17 protein-coding genes are annotated in these 19,800 nt (G+C 62.0%); 9 read left to right on the plus strand and 8 right to left on the minus strand.

Features of this window, described 5'->3' with window-relative positions:
• Positions 1-172: 172 nt before the first annotated feature.
• Both argC and ABEG21_RS03370 read right to left on the minus strand, forming a co-directional pair.
• A complete protein-coding gene (gene argC, locus ABEG21_RS03365) occupies positions 173-1,126 on the minus strand; it encodes an N-acetyl-gamma-glutamyl-phosphate reductase (protein WP_347555865.1) in 954 nt (317 codons plus the stop codon).
• Between the two features lie 204 nt (positions 1,127-1,330).
• Positions 1,331-2,095 carry a YbhB/YbcL family Raf kinase inhibitor-like protein gene (locus ABEG21_RS03370; protein ID WP_347555866.1) on the minus strand — a complete coding sequence of 255 codons (765 nt, stop codon included), beginning with the start codon at positions 2,093-2,095 and terminating at the stop codon, positions 1,331-1,333.
• Between the two features lie 200 nt (positions 2,096-2,295).
• Between ABEG21_RS03370 and ABEG21_RS03375 the strand changes: the two genes are divergently transcribed.
• On the plus strand, positions 2,296-3,690 hold the full coding sequence (locus ABEG21_RS03375; protein ID WP_347555867.1) for a LuxR C-terminal-related transcriptional regulator: 1,395 nt from the start codon (positions 2,296-2,298) through the stop codon (positions 3,688-3,690).
• Positions 3,691-3,783: 93 nt separating this feature from the next.
• Here ABEG21_RS03375 and ABEG21_RS03380 read toward each other — a convergent pair whose 3' ends face one another.
• The gene (locus ABEG21_RS03380; RefSeq protein WP_347555868.1) at positions 3,784-4,470 is read right to left on the minus strand and encodes an orotate phosphoribosyltransferase; all 687 of its coding nucleotides are present in this window, start codon (positions 4,468-4,470) and stop codon (positions 3,784-3,786) included.
• A 394-nt stretch (positions 4,471-4,864) separates the two neighbouring features.
• Between ABEG21_RS03380 and ABEG21_RS03385 the strand changes: the two genes are divergently transcribed.
• The 4 genes from ABEG21_RS03385 (at position 4,865) to ABEG21_RS03400 (ending at position 9,746) form a co-directional block, all read left to right on the plus strand.
• The gene (locus ABEG21_RS03385) at positions 4,865-5,764 is read left to right on the plus strand and encodes a DUF481 domain-containing protein (RefSeq protein WP_347555869.1); all 900 of its coding nucleotides are present in this window, start codon (positions 4,865-4,867) and stop codon (positions 5,762-5,764) included.
• 343 nt (positions 5,765-6,107) lie between these two features.
• Positions 6,108-6,884 (plus strand): DUF481 domain-containing protein, encoded by a 777-nt coding sequence (locus ABEG21_RS03390; protein WP_347555870.1) that lies wholly within the window; start codon positions 6,108-6,110, stop codon positions 6,882-6,884.
• A 383-nt stretch (positions 6,885-7,267) separates the two neighbouring features.
• On the plus strand, positions 7,268-7,483 hold the full coding sequence (locus ABEG21_RS03395) for a hypothetical protein (protein WP_347555871.1): 216 nt from the start codon (positions 7,268-7,270) through the stop codon (positions 7,481-7,483).
• Positions 7,476-9,746 carry an NADP-dependent malic enzyme gene (locus ABEG21_RS03400; protein WP_347555872.1) on the plus strand — a complete coding sequence of 757 codons (2,271 nt, stop codon included), beginning with the start codon at positions 7,476-7,478 and terminating at the stop codon, positions 9,744-9,746. The genes ABEG21_RS03395 and ABEG21_RS03400 overlap by 8 nt, the downstream gene beginning before the upstream one ends.
• A gap of 144 nt (positions 9,747-9,890) precedes the next feature.
• Here the strand turns inward: ABEG21_RS03400 and ABEG21_RS03405 are convergent, their stop codons facing one another.
• The gene (locus ABEG21_RS03405; RefSeq protein ID WP_347555873.1) at positions 9,891-10,424 is read right to left on the minus strand and encodes a TlpA disulfide reductase family protein; all 534 of its coding nucleotides are present in this window, start codon (positions 10,422-10,424) and stop codon (positions 9,891-9,893) included.
• Positions 10,425-10,506: 82 nt separating this feature from the next.
• Between ABEG21_RS03405 and ABEG21_RS03410 the strand changes: the two genes are divergently transcribed.
• A complete protein-coding gene (locus ABEG21_RS03410) occupies positions 10,507-11,106 on the plus strand; it encodes a hypothetical protein (protein WP_347555874.1) in 600 nt (199 codons plus the stop codon).
• A gap of 488 nt (positions 11,107-11,594) precedes the next feature.
• Here the strand turns inward: ABEG21_RS03410 and ABEG21_RS03415 are convergent, their stop codons facing one another.
• Entirely contained in the window at positions 11,595-13,145 is a 1,551-nt protein-coding gene (locus ABEG21_RS03415; RefSeq protein ID WP_347555875.1) for a hypothetical protein, read from the minus strand.
• A gap of 219 nt (positions 13,146-13,364) precedes the next feature.
• Here ABEG21_RS03415 and ABEG21_RS03420 point away from each other — a divergent pair, with 219 nt between their 5' ends.
• The gene (locus ABEG21_RS03420; RefSeq protein ID WP_347556605.1) at positions 13,365-14,033 is read left to right on the plus strand and encodes an MgtC/SapB family protein; all 669 of its coding nucleotides are present in this window, start codon (positions 13,365-13,367) and stop codon (positions 14,031-14,033) included.
• Positions 14,034-14,139: 106 nt separating this feature from the next.
• Here the strand turns inward: ABEG21_RS03420 and ABEG21_RS03425 are convergent, their stop codons facing one another.
• The 3 genes from ABEG21_RS03425 to ABEG21_RS03435 all read right to left on the minus strand — a co-directional run bounded on the left by ABEG21_RS03425 (position 14,140) and on the right by ABEG21_RS03435 (position 17,129).
• Entirely contained in the window at positions 14,140-14,688 is a 549-nt protein-coding gene (locus ABEG21_RS03425) for a hypothetical protein (RefSeq protein WP_347555876.1), read from the minus strand.
• Between the two features lie 198 nt (positions 14,689-14,886).
• On the minus strand, positions 14,887-16,812 hold the full coding sequence (locus ABEG21_RS03430; protein ID WP_347555877.1) for a YifB family Mg chelatase-like AAA ATPase: 1,926 nt from the start codon (positions 16,810-16,812) through the stop codon (positions 14,887-14,889).
• Positions 16,813-16,859: 47 nt separating this feature from the next.
• Entirely contained in the window at positions 16,860-17,129 is a 270-nt protein-coding gene (locus ABEG21_RS03435) for an accessory factor UbiK family protein (protein WP_347555878.1), read from the minus strand.
• Between the two features lie 464 nt (positions 17,130-17,593).
• Between ABEG21_RS03435 and ABEG21_RS03440 the strand changes: the two genes are divergently transcribed.
• Together ABEG21_RS03440 and ABEG21_RS03445 are read left to right on the plus strand one after the other, a co-directional pair.
• Positions 17,594-17,932 (plus strand): P-II family nitrogen regulator, encoded by a 339-nt coding sequence (locus ABEG21_RS03440; protein WP_347555879.1) that lies wholly within the window; start codon positions 17,594-17,596, stop codon positions 17,930-17,932.
• Between the two features lie 23 nt (positions 17,933-17,955).
• Positions 17,956-19,437 (plus strand): ammonium transporter, encoded by a 1,482-nt coding sequence (locus ABEG21_RS03445; protein ID WP_347555880.1) that lies wholly within the window; start codon positions 17,956-17,958, stop codon positions 19,435-19,437.
• The last annotated feature ends 363 nt before the right edge of the window (positions 19,438-19,800 follow it).

Here is a 19,800-nt window from a genome sequence, read left to right on the forward strand (position 1 = left end):
ACGACGAACGATCGTGCTTTTTCGATTCGGTATTATCCCTGATGCGTCAAATAAGTAACGGTCGAAAGGCCCGCGTGCCGTGCTTCCGCGAGAAAAGCGCGGACCGCCGTGATGCGCAATGTTGAAAAAAAAGGGCGTCACGTGGACGCCCTTCGTCATGCAAACGCCTGCATCAATCCCGCGCCAGTCCCAGATCCTCCGGGCAGCCCAGGTGCAGATTCATGCACTGGATTGCCGCGCCTGCGGCGCCTTTGCCCAGATTATCGAGACGCGCGATCGTCACGATGCGATCGGCGTCGCCGAACGCGAACAGATCCACGCGGTTCGTATCGTTACAGGCCTGCACGTCGAAGAAGCCGCCGTCGAGGTTATTCCCGTCGCCCACGGGATGGACGTCGATGAAATGCTCGCCGGCGTAATGCTCGCGCAGGCAGGCCTGGATATCGTTGACATCGGCCTTCCGGGCGAAATGGCTCGGATGCCAATAGGTGGTCACGGCCAAACCCTTCAGGAAGTTGCCGACGATCGGCGTGAAGATCGGCGCGGCCGCTAGGCCGCCGTGCGCCTTCATTTCCGGCAGGTGCTTGTGCTTCAGCTCCAGCGAGTAGGGGCGCGGGCCTTCCAGTGCCGTCGGCAACGGGATCGCTTGATAATCGGCGATCATCTTCTTGCCGCCGCCGCTATAGCCGGTCAGCGAATAGGCCGAGACCGGGTAGGACGCGGGCACGATGCCGGCTTTCACCAGCGGATGCACGCTCAGCAGGAAAGCCGAGGCGTGGCAGCCCGGCACGGCGATCCGCTTCTTGGCGCGGATCGCATCGCGATAGGCCGCGCCCAGTTCCGGCAGACCATAGGCCCAATTCGGATCGGTGCGGAAGGCGGTGCTGGCATCGATGATGCAGGTATTCGGGTTGGTCACCAGAGCCGCCGATTCGCGCGAGGCGACGTCGGGTAAACACAGGAAGGTGACATCCGATGCGTCGATCAGCGCGCGACGCGCCTCCGGATCCTTGCGTCGGGCTTCGTCGACACGGAGGATCTCGATATCAGCGCGCGCGCTCAGGTATTCGAAAATCCGCAGGCCGGTCGTTCCTTCCTGCCCGTCGACAAACACTTTGAAGCTCATCGCGCTTCCCTCAATTACGTCATAACAACGCCACACACGGCGCACCGGTGCACGCCGTCCTTCTGCGACGTGCACCTTCGCATTTTAAAGGTAAGCGCTAAGCATTTGTCCGGTTTTCTGTAAATGCCATCGTCGATAGCAGGGCATGGCCCGTCGTGCCGGCGCATACGAAGTCCAGGTGCGGCCGGGCCGCCCGCGCGACGATCAAGGGCGGCGGGGCCCGGGCGTCGCCGTGCGCATCTCCAGGCTGGCTTGCGCAATGGCGTCATTCGCGATTTCATGTTCGAAGAACGGCGCGGGCAAGCCCTGCGCGACATGGCTGATCGGTCCTTTCAACGCATAGACGGTCAAGCGGAAGCGGTGAAACTGGGCGTCGGGCGCCGTGACCCAGATAGGGCGGCCGGCCCTGGCCTCGTTGGCGTCGCCGTTCGCGCCGGTGCTCAGACAAGGCCCGGTGTAACCGTCGTCGCCGGCATCGTTGCGTGCCTGCATCGCGCCCAAGGCAGCCAAGGCACCGGATGCCGCGGCATTCGCGGGAAGCTGGTCGATCGACGCAGGAATACCCGCGACCGCCCAAAACCACCAGCCGCGTCCAGGCGCATCGCGGTCGTATAGGGTAATCGCGAAGGAAGTCGTGCCGGCAGGGGCGTGTTGCCATTGCACGGCGGGCGATTGGTTTTTGCCGCCGCACTTCTCGCCGATCTGCGCGATACCCAATGGCAGGCCAGGCTGAAAATCCGGACTGCTGATCGAGAACGGTGGCGCGGCGTAAGCGGATGGCACGGTCAGCCGAAAGGCGAGTGCGGCAACGACAATCAGGCGGATCAATCGATGCCGGATCGGCGCCGAAGCGCGTCGCAGTGCGTCGGGGTCGCGCCCGGCGAAGCAGTCGAAGAAGGATGCATCCCATGCTTGCGTGGTCGGCGAGCCGACCCACGTGACACTTGAACGGATAGCAAGCGGCCTCATGAGATATGCGAGCGATTGGACGGATATCGATGAACGAGTCTATCACGGCAGCGGCGGCTGGGTCGGCTCGCGCGCGGCGGTTTTGCGTGCCGGGTTTGGCCGTTTGCCGACGATCGGCACGGCCGGCCATCGTCAATGGTTATGCGGTATGTGGGTACAGCGGAGAGACAGTGGATGAAGCGTAAAAGGGGAGGGCAAGGATGAGTGGAAGGGACGATGTCGAAGCGTGCGCCATCCGCGTAATGCTTGCGGACGATCATCGCGCGACGCTCTGCGGGATAGCGGTGATGCTGGATGCGCCTTTTACTGTGGACTGGTTGCGACGAATGGAGCGAACGGGTCTGCCCCCAGGGCGTCACGGCGATTCGGACGCGGAAGACGCCGTAACGCCGACATCGCGCGGCATGCGACGGCGATCGTCGGCCGCAGAACGCGGCGACGCGCGCACGGCCGATACGATGACGGCCCGGATCGAAATCGATCGCGTCGTCGCCGGACTAACGGACACGACGGCGAGCCCGACGGCGTCGCCCGCGACGGTCGCGCCGTCGTCCCTGGGCGTGCGGTCTATCGCCGTCTGGCATCCGACGCCCGATTCGGCTGTCTCGCCGCATCGGGCCGGCGCGGCGCGTCGTGGCACCGCGATGCGTGCGACCGACGATGACGGCGATGATGAATGGGCGCACGGCCGACGAGATTCGCGGGTCGGCGCCGACGATGTCGATGACGGCCCTACCTGTGGCGCGCTCGGCCGGCTACGCGTGCGTGATGGCATACCGGTGATCGATAAGGAGGACACGAGAAACGGCGCGTGCGACGCATCGATCGACGGGGCGAGGCGCGGTGGCACGACCTCCCCGGACGAGCGCGCCCTGGGAAATGTGGTGGTGACCGGGGCCTTTTCCCGTTCGGCAGAGTTGTTCGAAGCCCTGGCCACGACGCCGTGCGATGTCTTGGTCTGTGATCTTGCGATGGGCGACGGTCCTCATGGCGACGGATTGACGATGATCGGCTATCTGCGGCGGCATTATCCCTGTGTGAAGCTGATCGTTCACACGATGTGCCTGCACGCCTGCGTGTTACGCAATCTCCAGTTATTGCGAGTGCCGGGCATCGTCAGCAAGATGGACGATATCGCCTTGATACGGCGCGCGGTCGGGGTCGTGCACAAGGGCGGCGTCTACCATGGACCCTCCATCGCTGCGGCGTTGGAACAGGCCGGCTATCAGGACACGGACACGGACCGTCCGGCCATCTGGAGCAAGCGCGAGGCAGAGGTGATTCGGCGTTTCGTCAACGGCGATCCGGTAAAAGACATCGCACAGGCGCTGAATCGGAGCGTCAAGACCGTCAGCACGCAAAAAATGAGTGCCATGCACAAGGCCGGGATCAACAGCAATGCGGAGCTCTATCAATACGCGGCGGCAAACGGCTTGCTATTGATGCCGGGCGCAGCCGGCAGCAATGCCTGGCAGTGGTGCGAACACGCCGAGATGGCGCACGCGCTCAACGTGTCGCCGAGCGGAGCGGGCATTGCGACCGATGCCGAAGCATCGCTGCCGGTTGCCGCGGCGGAATCCAGCACGATCGGTTGATCGCAAAAAAAATAGCGCAAAAGCAAAACGGCCTGACGTGAGGTCAGGCCATCGCAGGAGGGAGCCGACAAGCGCTCCCAGGTCCCGATGTCGTTACGCCGTTACGCCGTTTGCGCCGCCATTGCGGGCAGACCAGCCAGCCGGGTCGTTCAAGAAGGCTTCCACTTCGTCGAGCGTGTTTTGATCGAAGTACGACTGTGTGCGCGCCACGGCGAGCACATCGCGCCACGTAGCCAGCGCGTGCAATTGCACGCCGATATCGGCCAGCGCCGTCTTACTTTGTTCGAAGATGCCGTAGTGGAACAGCACGAACGTGTGCTTCACTTCGGCGCCGGCGGTACGCAAGGCTTCGCAGAAATTGATCTTGCTCTTGCCATCCGTCGTCAAGTCCTCGACCAACAGTACGCGGGAGCCTTCCTTCAGATAGCCTTCGATCTGCGCGTTACGACCGAAGCCCTTCGGCTTCTTGCGCACGTACTGCATCGGCAGATCCAATTGGTCGGCGATCCACGCCGCGAACGGGATACCGGCGGTTTCACCGCCGGCCACGGAATCCAATTGCTCGAAGCCGATGTCGCTCAGAATCACGTCCTTCGCCATCTGCATCAGGGCGCGACGCGCGCGCGGGAACGAGATCAGCTTGCGGCAGTCGATGTACACAGGACTGGCCCAGCCGGAGGTCAACTTGAACGGCGTTTCGGCGTTGAAGTGGACCGCCTGGACTTCCAGCAGGATCTTGGCGGTGGTTTCGGCGATCGTTTGGCGGTCGGCGCTATTCATATGATGGATTCGGTGAGGTCCAATGGGTTGTGCGGCGCCCTGGTGCGGTCTGACGTCGCTTCGGCAGACATGTTGCCGTGGCCGCAGGGCGGCTCCGGCAACAGGCCAAATCGGGCGACCGGCCTGATGGGGCCGCGCGCCAGGGGGCGCGGGCGCAACGTTTGCGCCCGGCAACGGGATTGGGGCCACATTTTACATCAGCCGCGCCGATGACCGGCGCAAAAGTTGATTTTCAGCCGATCGGACAACACCGCGGCCAAGCGGATCGGATCTTTGAGACTACAGTCGCGCTGTATCTGTAGGTGTTCGCCTGATACACCGATGGGTTCGCGGTTGGTCCCACGTACGCGGGATCGGACATCGACACTGTGGTGATCTAAGCCACCGGAGTGCCATGATGACCGCCTTCTCACACCGTACCGCTCCGCGCACGGCTCGCATCGGCGCCCCCGATGCTGGCGCACACGATAGGGTCCAGCGGTACGCGGGCATCGGGCTCGCTTTGCTCTGCCTGGCCTTGCCCGGTCGCGCGGCGCGGGCCGAGCTGCTCGATGGCGGCGAAAAAAACGCCGTGGTCGTGGCACCTCGAGAAGTCACCGGCCGCCACGATGCGCGATGGCGCGGCTCGGTCAACGGTGGTCTGGTCGGCACCGCCGGCGATGTTCGCTCGTTCGCGTTGACCGGTGACGTCGATGCTCAGCGTTCCAACGGCATCGATACGATCACGTTGAACGGGCTGGCCACGCGTGGCTTGACGCGCTCGCTCGATGGGCGCTCCGTGCAGACGGCAAACTACCAGCGCGGCTTACTGCAATACGACCGCAACCTCACCGATCGCATTTACGGACTTGGCTATCTCGAACTCGAACGGGCGCCCTTGCGCGGTTTGTCCGTCCGTACGACTTTCGGCGTCGGTGCCGGTTATCACCTGATCAGGGATGAGCGGAAGACATTCGATGTCTTTGGTGGGGTCGGCTATACCGTGGAACGCTATGCGGCAAGCAATAACCGCCCCGGCGAAACCATCAAGTCACCGGAATTGATGCTGGGTGAGCGGTTCACGTATCAATTTTCTGAACGATCGCGCTTCGAGCAGCGCTTTGTCGTCTATCCAAGTATCGGCCCCTTCGGTCGCGTGCGTACGCAATTGGAATTGGCGCTGAGCACGGCATTATCGGATCGTCTGCAGATGAAGGTCTCGCTGTTGAATATCTATCGCAGTCATCCGCGTGCGAACAACAGCAAGATGAATACGATGCTGATGACGAGCCTGGGCTACACCTTCGGGAAGTAAGGCAGCGGACACCCCGCGAGGATTTTGCTCGATGCGCGGTCGAAACAAGCCGTGTGCGGCCGGCGCTCCGGTGGCTGGCGGGAGCGTAAGGAAATGAAAGGTTCGGGTCGTAATCTGGGAAATACAGCATGAATCATGCTGCCTGGTGCCCCAAATGAGGCAGAGAGGCTTTGTTTGGCCGGACGCAAAATTCGATTGTCTGTTCTATTATCGGAGAGCAGCTGGTGCAAATCGCTAGGGCGCGTACGCGGTCGCGTTCCTGCTTTGTGCTGGAAATTCAGGGCTGTAGACGTGTCCGGTTTTCGAATCGGGTCTCGCTTCCACCATCCGCCTCTCTGACATTATGAAATTGAAAAAAACCTACGCCTTGCCGTTTTTCATGATGTTCGCCAGTGCGCCTGTCTGGGCAGATCCCGTTGCTCTTGAAAGTAGCGCGGCCGTCAAGACAGATGGACAATGGCGTGGTTCCTTCAACGCAGGGCTCAGCGCCGCTTCGGGCGACACGAGTTCTCTGGCCGTTAATACGGCTGCCAATGCGCAATGGGCCAATTCGACCGATAAGTTCATCGGTACTTTGACCGGCCTTTATGGTTGGACCAAAGACGACACCGGTGCCAAATCAACGTCGAACAACCTGATCAAATTCGATGCGGAATACGATCACGATTTGACGCCGAAGGTCTACGCGCTCGGCGTATTCGATGCGCAGCGCAACGAGCTGCAGGATCTGAATTTCCAGACCTCGCTGGGCGGCGGCTTCGGTTATCACGTGGTCAAGACCGCTCCGACGGTGTTCGACGTGTACGGCGGTGTGTCGTACAACTACGAGCAGTACCACACCAGTTCACGTAACTATCCCGAGTTGTTGATGGGTGAAAACTGGATCCAGAAAATCGGTCCGAATACGACGTTCAACGAACGGATCGCCGTCTACCCAAATCTGGGCTATATCGGCAATGTCCGTACGCAGCTCGATGCCGGCCTCACGACGCAGATCACGGATCGCCTGAACTGGAAGATCACCGTGTCGAACAGCTATCAAAATCATCCGGTGGCTGGCGTGAAGAAGACCAATACGATCGTGATGACGTCGATCGGTTATAACTTCGGTCCGAAATAAGCGTTTTTTCAGTGCAGCATCGACGACAGATCGATCGCTTCGCCTCCTTCGCATGATCGAGCAGACGCCCATCCTGTGACGTTCTGTCGCGCCCGCGGGCACATGGACGCGACGCTGGGACTCCTGCGCCATCGCGCGGGGTCCCCAGTTGCGTGATGTTTTCCGCCGTCCTTCTGCACACCTGCGCATCTTCGATGGTTTAGCTTCGGCTTCAGGTGAAGACGCCGTCACTTGCATAATGAATGCGCCTGTAAGGCGTGAATGCTTCGCCTTGATCGCGCGACATGATGTTCCCGCGATTTTGATATGCGCTGATTCTATGCAGAGTGCAATTTATATGTTGTCCTTTCTAATCCAAACGCATGTCGAATACGCGTTCCTCGATGGCAAATGACGGCGATATTGCGCCGCACCATGAGGCGAACCTGCGGCAGACCCTCCTTACAGTTTGTCTTCTCCCGGGTGTACACTGGGCGCCTTTTATCGGCGGCTTAAATGAAAGCCTTTTCATGATGTTATGCATGACCAGCGTGCTGATCATCCATAACGGCGTGTTGCCGGAAACGTATTGCATATCGAGGGATAAAGAGCATGGATGAAGAGCTGAAGAAAAACGCACTGGCCTATCACCAGTTCCCACGACCCGGGAAAATCTCCGTCACACCGACCAAGCCGCTGTCGAACGGCCTCGACCTTTCGCTTGCGTATTCGCCGGGCGTCGCCGCTGCCTGTATGGAAATTCACGCCGACCCGTTGAACGCGAACAAGTACACGTCGCGTAGCAATCTGGTGGGCGTGATCACGAATGGCACCGCCGTGCTGGGTCTGGGCAATATCGGGCCGTTGGCATCGAAGCCGGTGATGGAAGGGAAGGGCTGTCTTTTCAAGAAATTTGCCGATATCGACGTTTTCGATATCGAGCTGGATGAGACGGATCCGGACAAGCTGGTCGATGCCATCGCGATGCTGGAACCGACGCTGGGCGGCATCAACCTCGAGGACATCAAGGCGCCCGAGTGCTTCTATATCGAAAAGAAGCTGCGCGAGCGGATGAAGATTCCCGTCTTCCACGACGATCAGCACGGCACCGCGATCATCGCCGCCGCGGCGATCCTGAACGGACTGAAAGTCGTGGGCAAGCAGATCGGCGACGTCCGTCTGGTCTGTTCGGGTGCTGGCGCTGCCGCAATCGCCTGTCTCGATTTGCTGGTCCATCTGGGTCTGAAGAAATCGAACATCCTGATGGTGGATTCGAAGGGTGTGGTCCATTCGGGGCGCGACAATCTCGATCCGTCGAAGGCGGTCTACGCCGTTGACACCGATGCGCGGACGCTGGCCGATGCTACCCGGGGCGCCGATATTTTCCTCGGTTGTTCCGCCGCTGGCCTGCTGAAGCCGGAGATGGTAAAGGAGATGGGCAGTCAGCCGCTGATCCTGGCCTTGGCGAATCCGGAGCCGGAAATTCGTCCTGAAGCAGCCCGTGCCGTTCGGCCGGACGCCATCATCGCGACTGGGCGTTCGGATTATCCGAATCAGGTCAACAACGTGCTGTGCTTCCCGTTCATCTTCCGCGGCGCACTGGATGTCGGCGCCACCTCGATCACCGAGGAGATGAAGCTGGCCGCCGTGCATGCGATCGCCGAATTGGCGCAGGAAGCCGATCAGGGCGATGAAGTCGCCAAGGCGTACGAAGGCCACACGCTCGAGTTCGGACCGGAATACCTGATTCCGAAGCCCTTCGATCCGCGCCTGATCATCAAGATCGCGCCGGCGGTAGCGAAGGCGGCAATGGAATCGGGCGTCGCCACGTTGCCGCTCGACAGCCTGGACGCGTATCGCGAAAAGCTGGCCTCGACCGTTTATCACACCGGCATGGTAATGCGTCCGGTGTTTGCCGCGGCGAAGGCGAACCAGGCGCGCATCGTGTTTGCCGAAGGCGAAGACGAGCGCGTGCTGCGCGCCGCACAGTATGTGCAGGCCGAGGGCATTGCAAAGCCGATCTTGATCGGTCGGCCCGCCGTCATCGAAATGCGTCTGAAGAAAATCGGCTCGAAATTGCTCGCGGGTGAGCATTTCGATCTGGTCAATCCGGAGGACGATCCGCGCTTCCAGCAATGCTGGCAGGTTTACCACGAGATTGGCGCGCGCGAAGGCGTGACGCCGGAAGTGGCAAAGGCGGCCCTGCGCAAGTTCAACACGCTGATCGGTTCGATCCTCGTGCGTCTCGGCCAAGCCGATGGCCTGATCTGCGGCCTGATCGGCGGTTATCACGAGCATCTGAAGTATATCGATCAGGTATTGGGTCGCAGCGAGGAAGCCAAGAACTTCGCGGCGATGAATCTGTTGATGCTGCCGGGCCGCAATCTGTTCATTTGCGATACGTACGTGAACGAAGTACCCACCTCCGAGCAGTTGGCGGATATGGCGGTACTGGCGGCGCGCCAGATCACGCGTTTCGGCATTCAGCCGAAGGTGGCGCTGTTATCGAATTCGAATTTCGGCAGCGTGCCGAGCGCGTCGGCGAAGCGGATGGCCAAGGCGCGCGAATTGATCGCGGCACGCGAGCCGGATCTGCAGGTCGAAGGCGAGATGCACGGCGATGCCGCACTGTCGCAAAGCATCCGCCGGGCGGCATTTCCCGCGTCGGCACTGGAAGGCGAAGCGAATCTGCTGCTAATGCCGAATGTCGAGGCGGCAAATATCGCCTACAACCTGTTGAAGGTGACCGGTGGGGAAGGCGTGACGGTTGGTCCGTTCCTGCTGGGTGCGACGCACCAGGCGCATATCCTGACGCCGGATGCCACCGTCCGTCGGATCATCAATATGACCGCCGTGGCTGCCGCGAATATCGCGCAAGACTGACGCGGCACAGGCAGGCGGCGGGCGATCACCGCCCGCCGTCGTGGACCTGACGCATCATGAAAAATGCCCGCTTTCTCGGTCCCAAGCAGGACGCGACAAAGCGGGCATTTTCACCGTGGACGCCGGTAACGGCGCCCCGTATTCTCAGGCCGAGGCCGACAGCGCCTGACTGATCAGTTGGTGCAGTTCCGCGAACGACGGTTCGCCAACATAGCGTTTGAGAATCTTGCCGTCGCGGTCCACCAGGAAGGTCGTCGGCGTCAATTGCACATTGCCGAACTGCTTCGAGGCATCGCCGGTATTGTCGAATGCCACTTGGAACGGCAGATTGCGGCTTTTCGTGTAGTTCTCGACATAGGAACGGTTATCATAGTTCATTGCTACAGCAACGAAACCCAGGCCGTCCTTTTTGAACTCATTGTAGGTGCTGATCATCTGCGGCATTTCCTGCATGCAGGTTTCGCAGTTGGTTGCCCAGAAATTAACCAAATAGACCTTGCCCTTCAAATCGCCGGTGGACACTTTTTGTCCTGACAGCAGCGTGAAGGTCGCATCCGGAACGTGTTTACTGGACGTGAACGCAAACCAACCCGACACCGCGATGGCGGCGACGATGACCGCGGCCACAATGCCGTAAATGCCCTTTCGGCTCGATGCCGTGGACGATGTAGAACGCATGACGTCAGCCTCTGACTGCGCGAAAAAGCATGGATGGGGATTCTGCGGCGATAATACACCGGTTCATTGAATTATATCGAATATGACCTTTCGCTTTGCTTCCGGCGCCACAGCCGGTGCCGTACGGGCCCGTCGCGGCGTGATGTGCCTCGGTTTTGCGTGGGCCGCCGTGTGCGGCGCGCTGCTCCTGAGCGGCTGTACCGATAAAACCCACTGGCGCAGCGCAACCGACGCCACCGGCAAATACAGTGCCGATTTCCCGGATGCGCCGCAGATGGAAATCGACAAGATCGTGCTGGACGAAACGCATCAGGTTGTCATGCGCACCCAGACGGCGACAAACAAGGAGGGGGTGACATTTGCCATCGGCGCGATGCTGCTGCCTGAGGACAGCGATGCGATGCGCCAACTCGCGGAGCGATCGCTATTGGATGGGATGACGCATAACGTGGCGAACGCCCAGGCTCCCACCGCCGCGTCGATCACCGCAGCCGATGGCAGCGCGATCCCCGCGTTGGCGTGGCAATCGACGGACCTGGTCCCCGGCACCAAGCTGTCGCGCACCGTGCGCGCGCGTTTTGCCGCGCGCGGCGACCGCGTCTACGAGGTCGTCATCGTCGGCGAGCACTTGCCCTCCGATCAGGATCAGCAGCGTTTCTTCAGCGCTTTCAAACCTTTCTGAGGCATCGCTGCCGCGGCCTTTGGTAGTGGGGCGGCCGCGCGAGCGCTGCCAAATCGGGCTGTGGATAACCCTGTTCACAACTTTACGCGGCAGAACGCAAAGTTGGCCGACCTTGTCAATAGCGTCTCACGGAAAATCTCATGCAGTATTTATTTTCATAAAAATCAATCCCTTAATAGGGAATTGTGAGATTGCCCGGGCTAGTTGCCAGGCTTTGTAAGCGCATGCCTACGACTCACTTTTGTGTATAAGTCAAGTCTTGACAAAGCACGAGGGGCCGCTTTTTCGCGGGTCGGCCCGATATGACGGGCTTACTTTTTTCATACGGGCCGCATTGATGCGCTGCGGCGAGACAAAAAAGCCGGGGAAAACCGTCGCCGGACGCCGCGACGGTGGGCGCATTGATTTAGCGACCTGCCGCGATTCGTCGCACGGCAGCCGATCGATGGAGCCGTCGTACCGATCGCATGGGGGGCGAACCGGACCGATCAGGGCGTCAGCCGCGTGCAGTCTTTTGCGAGCTGCTGGCCGATCGACCGTTGGAAGTCTTCCAGTGCACAGGCTCCGGTGCTATCCGAGCCATCACACTGTGACAGCCGCAGCGCGTCGCCACTCGACGGCATCCATGCCGGGGCGGTCGCCCGCTTCGCGTGCGATGGCGCGGCCGCGCGCGGATCGATTGCATTGACGCGGACGTAATAGTGATTGTCCGACGGGTTGCGCCAGAGCGAGAACAACCACTGTGCCGGTTGGTCCGCGCGACGGCCGGGGCGCCGCGCCGCCATCCCGTCGAGTAGCGTGGTGACGGCATCGAACATGGGGCCATCACCGGTGATCCAATACACGCGGCTATCGGTGCTGGCGTGCGTCCAGGGCACGGTGACACCGAAACGTTGTTGCGTCAGGGCGCCCAGAACCTGACGCATGGCCAGCGTCGCGCGGCGGGATGTCAAGTAAGGCGACGCCCGCAACAAAGCGCCCTGATCGGCGTTCGCATATTCCAGCAAGGCGTCGGTCGACTTCTTGCCCTGAATCTGGCGCGCGAGCGGGCCGCTGCGCACATCGCGACGGAGCCGGTTGGGGTCGAGCACGCAGGCGCGACTGCCGATGCTGTCGAAAAGCGGGTCGGGGCGTCCCAGATCCGTCTGCCGATGGACCGCAACGCCGCATCCAGCCGCCATCGCATCGGCTGCGCGTCGGGCGCTATCGCCCGCGCGCGTCGACAGGTCGGCGTACATATAGACTTGGTTCGGCGCCGGGCAGCCGCGCAGTGGCAGCAACTGCTGCGTGCCGAGCCACTGCGTTTCCATGCGCGCCAGGGACGGGCCGGCATCGGGGCGCGTCATCGCGACGACGGACTGCAATTGCCAGCCGTTTGCATCGCCGGCAACGGTCGGGACCGCGTCGCTGCCCGACGTGTTGCCACCCTGGGACCGAACACGCGTCGGCCCGGTGGCGAGTGCCAGGGCCAATCGCATCGTTTCGGGATCGATCGTGCGCACGCGTGGGGCCGGTGGCGTCGTGCTCACCGTCTGGTAGCTGGGCGACATGGGGTTCTGCGCCGCTTCGTTGTCGACGGCCGTGCCGGCCGCGACGTTCGCGACGCGGCTGTCGGCACCGCTGTTGACCACACGCAGATCCGATGGAACCGGCCGCATATCCACCGGGGCGCTGGCTGCCGACGCGGCATTATCCGGGACGGCGGTAGTGGGGCGGGTGCCGGGATCGATCGCAGCGAGGGTGCTGGCCAGCGTCGTTCCCGATGTCTTGCTGGCCGGCCTCGATGCCTGGTCGGGGAGCAGCGCGCAGGCGCCGACGCTCACGCCCAGCGCCACAGCGAGGCCGATCGTGCCGACGCAGCGTGCGAACCGCAGCTCGCACGATGTCCGATCGATTGTCGCCTTGTTCGGGCTCCGAGCGACTTGCTTTGTTCTGATCCTGTCCCGCGCCGCCATATGGCTCCTTATCACCCGCGTATGCCGCGCCAGCGCGGAGCCGCCACCGATGGGCGGGCCTCCTTGTTTCTCGTTGCGCGACATCACATCAATCGTCGCGCTATTTTCCTGAAAGCGATGCGGAACAACAAGCGCTGTTTGACGGTGCGTGTCGGGCGATCGATCGCCTGCAGTACGTGACGAGCGGCGCTGCGCGCGTGACGCTGCCTCGTTACAATAAAGCAGCGGGTACGCGCTACAGGTACTCCGAAGCATTCGTGTCGTCACCGGACGGGACGTAGTCAATCGGCGAAAAACACGATGATGTTGTCAAATTGGGAAATGATTGGCCGACTCTTGGGCGCGGCCGTTTTGGGTGCGGCGATCGGTTTCGAGCGCGAGCGTTTGTCGTGGGCGGCGGGACTTCGCACGCATATGCTGGTGAGCGTCGGCAGTTGCCTGATGATCCTGGTGTCGGCCTACGGCTTCCAAAACATCATGCAGTCCGATCACGTCGTGCTCGACCCGTCCCGCATTGCGGCGCAGGTGGTATCGGGGATCGGCTTTCTGGGGGCCGGCTCGATCATTCTGCGCAATGAGGTGGTTCGCGGGCTGACCACGGCGGCGAGTGTCTGGGCCGTTGCGGGCGTCGGTCTTGCGATGGGCGGGGGCATGTATGTTCCTGCCACTGCGGCAACGGTCATCCTCTTGGTGATCCTGGCGGGCGTCAAACCGTTGGAAGAACGGTACCGCGCGAATTGGCAGTCGCATCATATTTTGGTCACGGCGGAACGCGGCGTGTTGACCCTGCACGTCTTGCATGACGTATTGGGCGCGGAAGCCAGCCGCGTGCGGCAGTTCGTCGTCGAGCGGCATGAAGAGGACGACGACCTCGATCAGGTGCGTATCACGTTCTCGCGCGTGACCACCGGGCAGTATCGCAAGGCGGTAGAGGCATTGCGGCGCTTGCCGGGTGTCACGATCCGCGATTGATTCTCGACCGATCCCCGACTGATCCGACGCGTCGGCGCCGCGATGACGGGGGCACGCCGCGGCTAGAGGCGGTAGCAGAGGCGTCCTGCGGGCAAGCGGCGTGTGCTCAACCGGCTGGCTCGACGAACACGTACTCGCCCTTGATGCGTTTGGGACCGAGGAAATCGAAATCGGGGAAAAGCCGTTTGCGGACGAACAAGAGGTAGGCGATCAGCGCGAACGAGATCGCCAGCCCCGCAATCACGGCGACCGGGTCGGCAGCGATCCCCAGCAAGCCGCGTCCGCATTGCACGATTCCGAGATATATATAGACGTTGTAACAGCTTGCCTTGTCCTTCGTAAAACCCCAGACGAAGGCACCGCCGATGGAACCGACGATCAACACCATGATGATGGTGAAGGCGGCAGGCAGCGTCAATCCGAGCGCGAAGACGATCAATAGGGCAACGACGAGCTGAATGTAGGCCAGCGCGATGACGGCGATACGGTGGCCGCCGCTTGCCTCGCGTAATCGCGGATCAAGATGTGATGCGATCACATACGCCACGGTCTTCGGTTTTCCGCCTTCGCCCGTCAGTGTCTCGAAAACCTGCTGCTTAGCGACTCCCTCGTTCAGCATCGCGTTCGCGCGTGCCGTTATTTCTTTTCTTTTCATCACTGACGTATCGATGTCTGCATCCGACGCTTTCACATGGCGTAAAAGCGCTGCTGATCTCCCTTGCCGGCAATGGTGGGAGGCGGGTTTTCAAGCGAAACCGGTTCATTTGGATTCGACTGGGTCAGATCTGTCCAGTTGAAAGACGAAATAATGATATCGATCGCGCTCGATGCGAAGCGGCGCAAAGTCGGTCATTCAATCGCCGACTTTGCGATATTGAATCGCTTCGGCGACATGATGGATCAACAGCAGATCGCTGTTGTCGAGATCCGCGATCGTTCGGGCCAGACGCAGCACGCGATGATGCCCGCGCGCAGACCAATTGAAACGCTGCATCGCGCGCACGAGCAGGTCCTGCGATCCGGCGTCGAGTCCGCAGTGCCGCGCCATCTGGCGGCTGTCCAGCATGGCATTGGGGCAGTTCTGTCGGGCGATCTGGCGCGCTCGAGCCGACCGCACCCGTGCGCGTACTTCCGCGCTGCATTCTCCGCGGGCCGGCATGCGCGAATGTTGCATGACGGTGTCGGCGGCGCTGCCCGAGGGATCGTCGCGCGGTGTCAGGCGCGTTGCGTTCGAACCGTCGACGTCGCTTGCCCGGCCCTGCCGTCGGCCTCGGCTTTGGCCCGACGATCGGCCCGTCGGCTTTGCCCGCTCCGCTGCCACGCTGCCCGACATCAGCTCGATCGGCGTGAGCGCCGCTAAGGTCAGTCGCATGTCGATACGATCGAGCAGCGGGCCGGATACCCGCGCTTGATATCGTTGCACGACCGCTTCGGTGCAGCGGCAGCGTCCGGAGGGATCTCCCGCATAGCCGCAGGGGCAGGGGTTCATCGCCGATACCAACTGGCAGGCAGCAGGGAAGTGGGCCTGATTGCCCGCGCGGCTGATCGTGATATGCCCGGTTTCGAGCGGCTCTCGCAACATGTCGAGCGTGCGTCGATCGAACTCGGTCAGTTCGTCGAGGAACAGCACGCCGTTATGCGCCAGCGACACTTCGCCGGGGCGCGGTGGATTGCCCCCGCCGACTAATGCGGCGGCGCTGGCCGAGTGATGCGGTGCGCGGAAAGGGCGTCGGCGCCAGAGCGCCGGATCGAAGCGTGCGGCAGTGCTCAATAAAGAGGCGGATGACAAGGCTTCGGCGTCGGACATCGGTGGCAGGATACCGGCTAGACGTGCGGCCAACATCGATTTGCCGGCGCCGGGTGGTCCGACCATCAGGATGTGATGACCGCCCGCGGCAGCCACTTCGAGCGCGCGGCGGGCCGCCGCCTGGCCGATTACGTCGGCAAGGTCTGGAAAACCGTCTGCATCGCGCGCAAACGCCGCGTCCTCTGCCTGCTGGCCGATTGCGACAGGCTCGCGGTCCGGCGTGTCCGCGTCGTCCTGGTCGCCCTGGCCGACAGCGTGCGGGTCGCTCGGCGCGCCTGCGGGCGGGCCCATGGCAAGCGCGCCGGTGTGGCGCGTGCCCCGCGGCCCGGATTGCGTCGCGACGGTGGTGCGGGCGATCTGTGCGCCGCGCTCGCCGCGTAGATGGGCGCAAAGCGTCGGTAGATCGCACGCGCCGTAGACGAGGCTGCCCGGTACGTAGGCGGCCTCCTTGGCATTCGCGAGAGGAAGATAGAGCGGCGTGGCCGTGTGCATGGGTACGCTGTCGCCGGCGTCGCCGGCGTCGCCGGCCGCCGTGGCGCGGGGGGCGGATGGGGAAGCCCCGTGCCCGTCGTCATCGATGCGCACGGTGCTGCAGCTCAGCGCGAAGGCGCCGCGAATTTCCCGCAGTTCGCCGTTCAGCGACAGTTCGCCGACGAACACCGCGTCCCGTAGCGCGTGCTCCGGCAACTGTGCGCTGGCGACGAGAATGCCGAGCGCGATAGGAAGGTCGAAACCGCCTGAGGCCTTCGGCAGATCCGCCGGTGCGAGGTTCACCGTGATCCGTCGGGGCGGAAAGGTGAAGCCGCAGTGGTGCAACGCCGCGCGCACGCGCTCGCGGCTCTCACGCACCTCCGCATCCGGCAATCCGACGATCGCGCATCCCGGCAGGCCATTCGCCAGATGGACTTCGACGGTGACCGGCAATGCCATACCGATCGTCAAGGTGCGGCTATGAACGACGGCAATGGTCATTGTATGGCGCCTTTAATGAGAAACAGCGGGGGCGCCGGACATCGACATCAGCGCGGGACGGCGCCGGGTGTCGCGTCGTTGGGCTTCGTGGCCTGCTCCAGCAAGGCGACGCGCCGTTCCAGCTCTTCCAGCCGCTGGCGGGTGCGCGCCAGTACCTGTGCCTGCGTGTCGAAATCCTCGCGGGTCACGATGTCAAGCTTCGCAAAGCCCTGCGCCAATACCGCCTTCACATTGCGCTCGACGTCTTTTGCCGGCGACTGTCGCAATAGCTCGCCAATCTTCTCTTGAGCGTCTTTCAGAAAAGCTTCCGGTTTCATAATCATCCTTGTTTGCACTATTTCGGTGCGGTAGGTCAAGCGTGGCAAAAAAGCACCAATAAAGTGCGCACCAAAATGGAATTCACCCGTGGTATTTTACGTCTGATCCACGTGGGGAAGCGTATTTCGGCACGAGCCGCCATACCGTCACGAATGCACTCTAGCATGAACCAAACGTGGATTTGTCAGGGATGAAAGGGGTTTGGCCGTTCGGACAGCATCGAATTTGCACGCTTTCACGTCACCCATCGGACTGAGTCGGTCAAAATTTCGTGCGCATGGCATAAGGCTTGCCTAGGGGTGGACCGGTCCTGCAATAAGCAATCCGAAAACCACCGACGCAGACAATGCATTGGCGGAAAAATCGGGACCGTGAGAGCACCGCAAAGCCTATGCGCTTCATCGCGCTTTTGACTAGGCGGTTGCTTGTCACTGAGCGAGGAGCCGATTACTAGGAGCATGCGATGAAACTCATTACAGCAATCATCAAGCCGTTCAAGCTCGACGAAGCGCGCGAATCGCTGTCGGCGCTCGGCGTCTCCGGGATTACTGTCACGGAGGTCAAGGGTTTCGGGCGACAAAAGGGGCACACCGAGCTGTATCGCGGCGCGGAATATGTGGTGGACTTTCTGCCGAAAGTGAAGATCGAGGCGGCGGTAGCCGACGACCTCGTAGATCAGGCGATCGAAGCGCTGGAGCGCTCCGCTCGTACCGGCAAGATTGGCGACGGCAAGATTTTCGTCACGCCAATCGAGCAGGTGATTCGGATTCGGACCGGGGAAACGGGCGCTGACGCGCTGTGAGTGAGACATAGAGGGAAAAGCAAATGCGTAAATTCTTGTTGGGCATCCTGATGGCGGGGTCGCTGCTTGGGGCAGCAGTGGCGCCGGCCGTAGCGCAGGATGCGGCATCCGCAGCATCGGCACCGTCGGCGGCAACCACCACGGCCGCTCCGGCCTCGACCCCATCGGCAGCGCCCGATGCGGGATCCGGCACGCCGGCAGCGGCAGCAGCATCGGGCGCTTCGGCTCCGGCGGCGGCTGCTCCGGCCGCACCGACCGAGCCGTTCTCCGTGGATGCATCGAAGATTTCGGGCGGTGACACGGCCTGGATGTTGACCTCGACCGCGCTCGTGCTGTTCATGACGATCCCGGGTCTGGCACTGTTCTATGGCGGCATGGTCCGCAAGAAGAACGTGCTGGCGACGATGATGCAGAGCTTCGCGATCTGCTGTGCGATTACGATCGTCTGGATGGTGCTGGGCTATACGCTGGCGTTCACGCCGGGTAGCGGCTTCCTCGGCAACTTCTCGCGCGCCTTCCTGAGCGGCATGACGTACGCCAAGTCGGCGGACGGTTCGACGGTTACGGAAACGGTCAGCCACCTGGCCCCGACGATTCCGGAATCCGTCTACATGATGTTCCAGATGACGTTCGCGATCATCACGCCGGCGCTGATCACCGGTGCGTTCGCCGATCGGATGAAGTTCTCGGCGATGCTGGTGTTCTCGGTGCTGTGGTCGGTTATCGTCTACGCGCCGCTGGCACACATGGTCTGGGAACCGACGGGTTGGCTGGCTGCATCCGGCGTGCTCGACTTCGCCGGCGGTACCGTGGTGCACATCAATGCCGGTATCGCCGGTTTGGTGGCGGCACTGGTGCTGGGCAAGCGGATCGGCTATCAGCGTGAAATCATGGCACCGCATAACCTGGTGCTGACGCTGGTCGGTGCGGCCATGCTGTGGGTGGGCTGGTTCGGCTTCAACGCAGGTTCGGCAGTGGCAGCGGATGGCCGTGCCGGTATGGCCATGGCGACGACGCAGATCGCGACGGCCGCAGCAGCATTGGCCTGGATCTTCGCCGAGTGGATTTCGCACGGTAAGCCTTCGGCACTGGGTCTGGCGTCGGGTGCTGTCGCCGGTCTGGTCGCCATCACGCCGGCCGCTGGCTTCGTCAATCCGACGGGCGCGCTGATCATCGGTCTGGTTGCGGGTGTCGTCTGCTTCTGGGGCTCGACCTGGTTGAAGAACAAGATGGGCTGGGACGACTCGCTGGATGCGTTCGGCGTGCACGGTATCGGCGGCATCATCGGTGCGGTCTTGACGGGCGTGTTTGTTCAGCCGTCGATCGGCGGCCTGGACGGCAACGTCCTGACGCAGATCAAGGGCGTCGTCACGACGCTGGTCTACAGCGGTGTGCTGACCTTTGTCCTGCTGAAGATCGTCGATGTGATCATCGGGCTGCGCGTCACGGAAGACGAAGAGCGCGAAGGTCTGGATGTCTCGCTGCACGGCGAACACGTGGAATAAGGTGGGTGTCGACATCGGGCGGGTGCCGCAAGCGCGCACCGATGCCCGATGTCATGCCGATCGGGAAGACCCGCCGCAAGGCGGGTCTTTTCATTGGGGCGTCGAAACCGCGATCGACAGGCCATGGTGTACCGGAAACCGTGATCGGTGGGACGGAGACGGTTCCGATAAGACATGCCTTGAAATATGCCGTTGAAGCCCCATATGTAAGCGCGTCACGCCACTTTGTCCGCATCGCTCGACGCAATAACCGAGTGGCGGCCAGGGTGGCCCGCCGATCACGGTAGCGATATGTGTCGGCGGTTCAAGCACTTATCGCATATCGGCCCGCGCGCCAAAGGCAAATTCAGAATTGGCCCGATT

Origin of the sequence: Robbsia sp. KACC 23696 (assembly GCF_039852015.1) — a bacterium.
Classification (GTDB): Bacteria; Pseudomonadota; Gammaproteobacteria; order Burkholderiales; family Burkholderiaceae; genus Robbsia.

Excerpts from the sequence above, each read along its gene's own strand:
- ABEG21_RS03440 (WP_347555879.1), top strand. The coding sequence starts at position 17,594 with ATGAAACTCATTACAGCAATCATCAAGCCGTTCAAGCTCGACGAAGCG.
- ABEG21_RS03430 (WP_347555877.1), bottom strand. The coding sequence starts at position 16,812 with ATGACCATTGCCGTCGTTCATAGCCGCACCTTGACGATCGGTATGGCA.
- ABEG21_RS03400 (WP_347555872.1), top strand. The coding sequence starts at position 7,476 with ATGGATGAAGAGCTGAAGAAAAACGCACTGGCCTATCACCAGTTCCCA.
- ABEG21_RS03405 (WP_347555873.1), bottom strand. The coding sequence starts at position 10,424 with ATGCGTTCTACATCGTCCACGGCATCGAGCCGAAAGGGCATTTACGGC.
- ABEG21_RS03370 (WP_347555866.1), bottom strand. The coding sequence starts at position 2,095 with ATGAGGCCGCTTGCTATCCGTTCAAGTGTCACGTGGGTCGGCTCGCCG.
- ABEG21_RS03380 (WP_347555868.1), bottom strand. The coding sequence starts at position 4,470 with ATGAATAGCGCCGACCGCCAAACGATCGCCGAAACCACCGCCAAGATC.
- ABEG21_RS03445 (WP_347555880.1), top strand. The coding sequence starts at position 17,956 with ATGCGTAAATTCTTGTTGGGCATCCTGATGGCGGGGTCGCTGCTTGGG.
- ABEG21_RS03385 (WP_347555869.1), top strand. The coding sequence starts at position 4,865 with ATGATGACCGCCTTCTCACACCGTACCGCTCCGCGCACGGCTCGCATC.
- ABEG21_RS03395 (WP_347555871.1), top strand. The coding sequence starts at position 7,268 with ATGGCAAATGACGGCGATATTGCGCCGCACCATGAGGCGAACCTGCGG.
- ABEG21_RS03390 (WP_347555870.1), top strand. The coding sequence starts at position 6,108 with ATGAAATTGAAAAAAACCTACGCCTTGCCGTTTTTCATGATGTTCGCC.
- argC (WP_347555865.1), bottom strand. The coding sequence starts at position 1,126 with ATGAGCTTCAAAGTGTTTGTCGACGGGCAGGAAGGAACGACCGGCCTG.
- ABEG21_RS03375 (WP_347555867.1), top strand. The coding sequence starts at position 2,296 with ATGAGTGGAAGGGACGATGTCGAAGCGTGCGCCATCCGCGTAATGCTT.
- ABEG21_RS03415 (WP_347555875.1), bottom strand. The coding sequence starts at position 13,145 with ATGTCGCGCAACGAGAAACAAGGAGGCCCGCCCATCGGTGGCGGCTCC.
- ABEG21_RS03425 (WP_347555876.1), bottom strand. The coding sequence starts at position 14,688 with ATGAAAAGAAAAGAAATAACGGCACGCGCGAACGCGATGCTGAACGAG.
- ABEG21_RS03420 (WP_347556605.1), top strand. The coding sequence starts at position 13,365 with ATGTTGTCAAATTGGGAAATGATTGGCCGACTCTTGGGCGCGGCCGTT.
- ABEG21_RS03435 (WP_347555878.1), bottom strand. The coding sequence starts at position 17,129 with ATGAAACCGGAAGCTTTTCTGAAAGACGCTCAAGAGAAGATTGGCGAG.
- ABEG21_RS03410 (WP_347555874.1), top strand. The coding sequence starts at position 10,507 with ATGACCTTTCGCTTTGCTTCCGGCGCCACAGCCGGTGCCGTACGGGCC.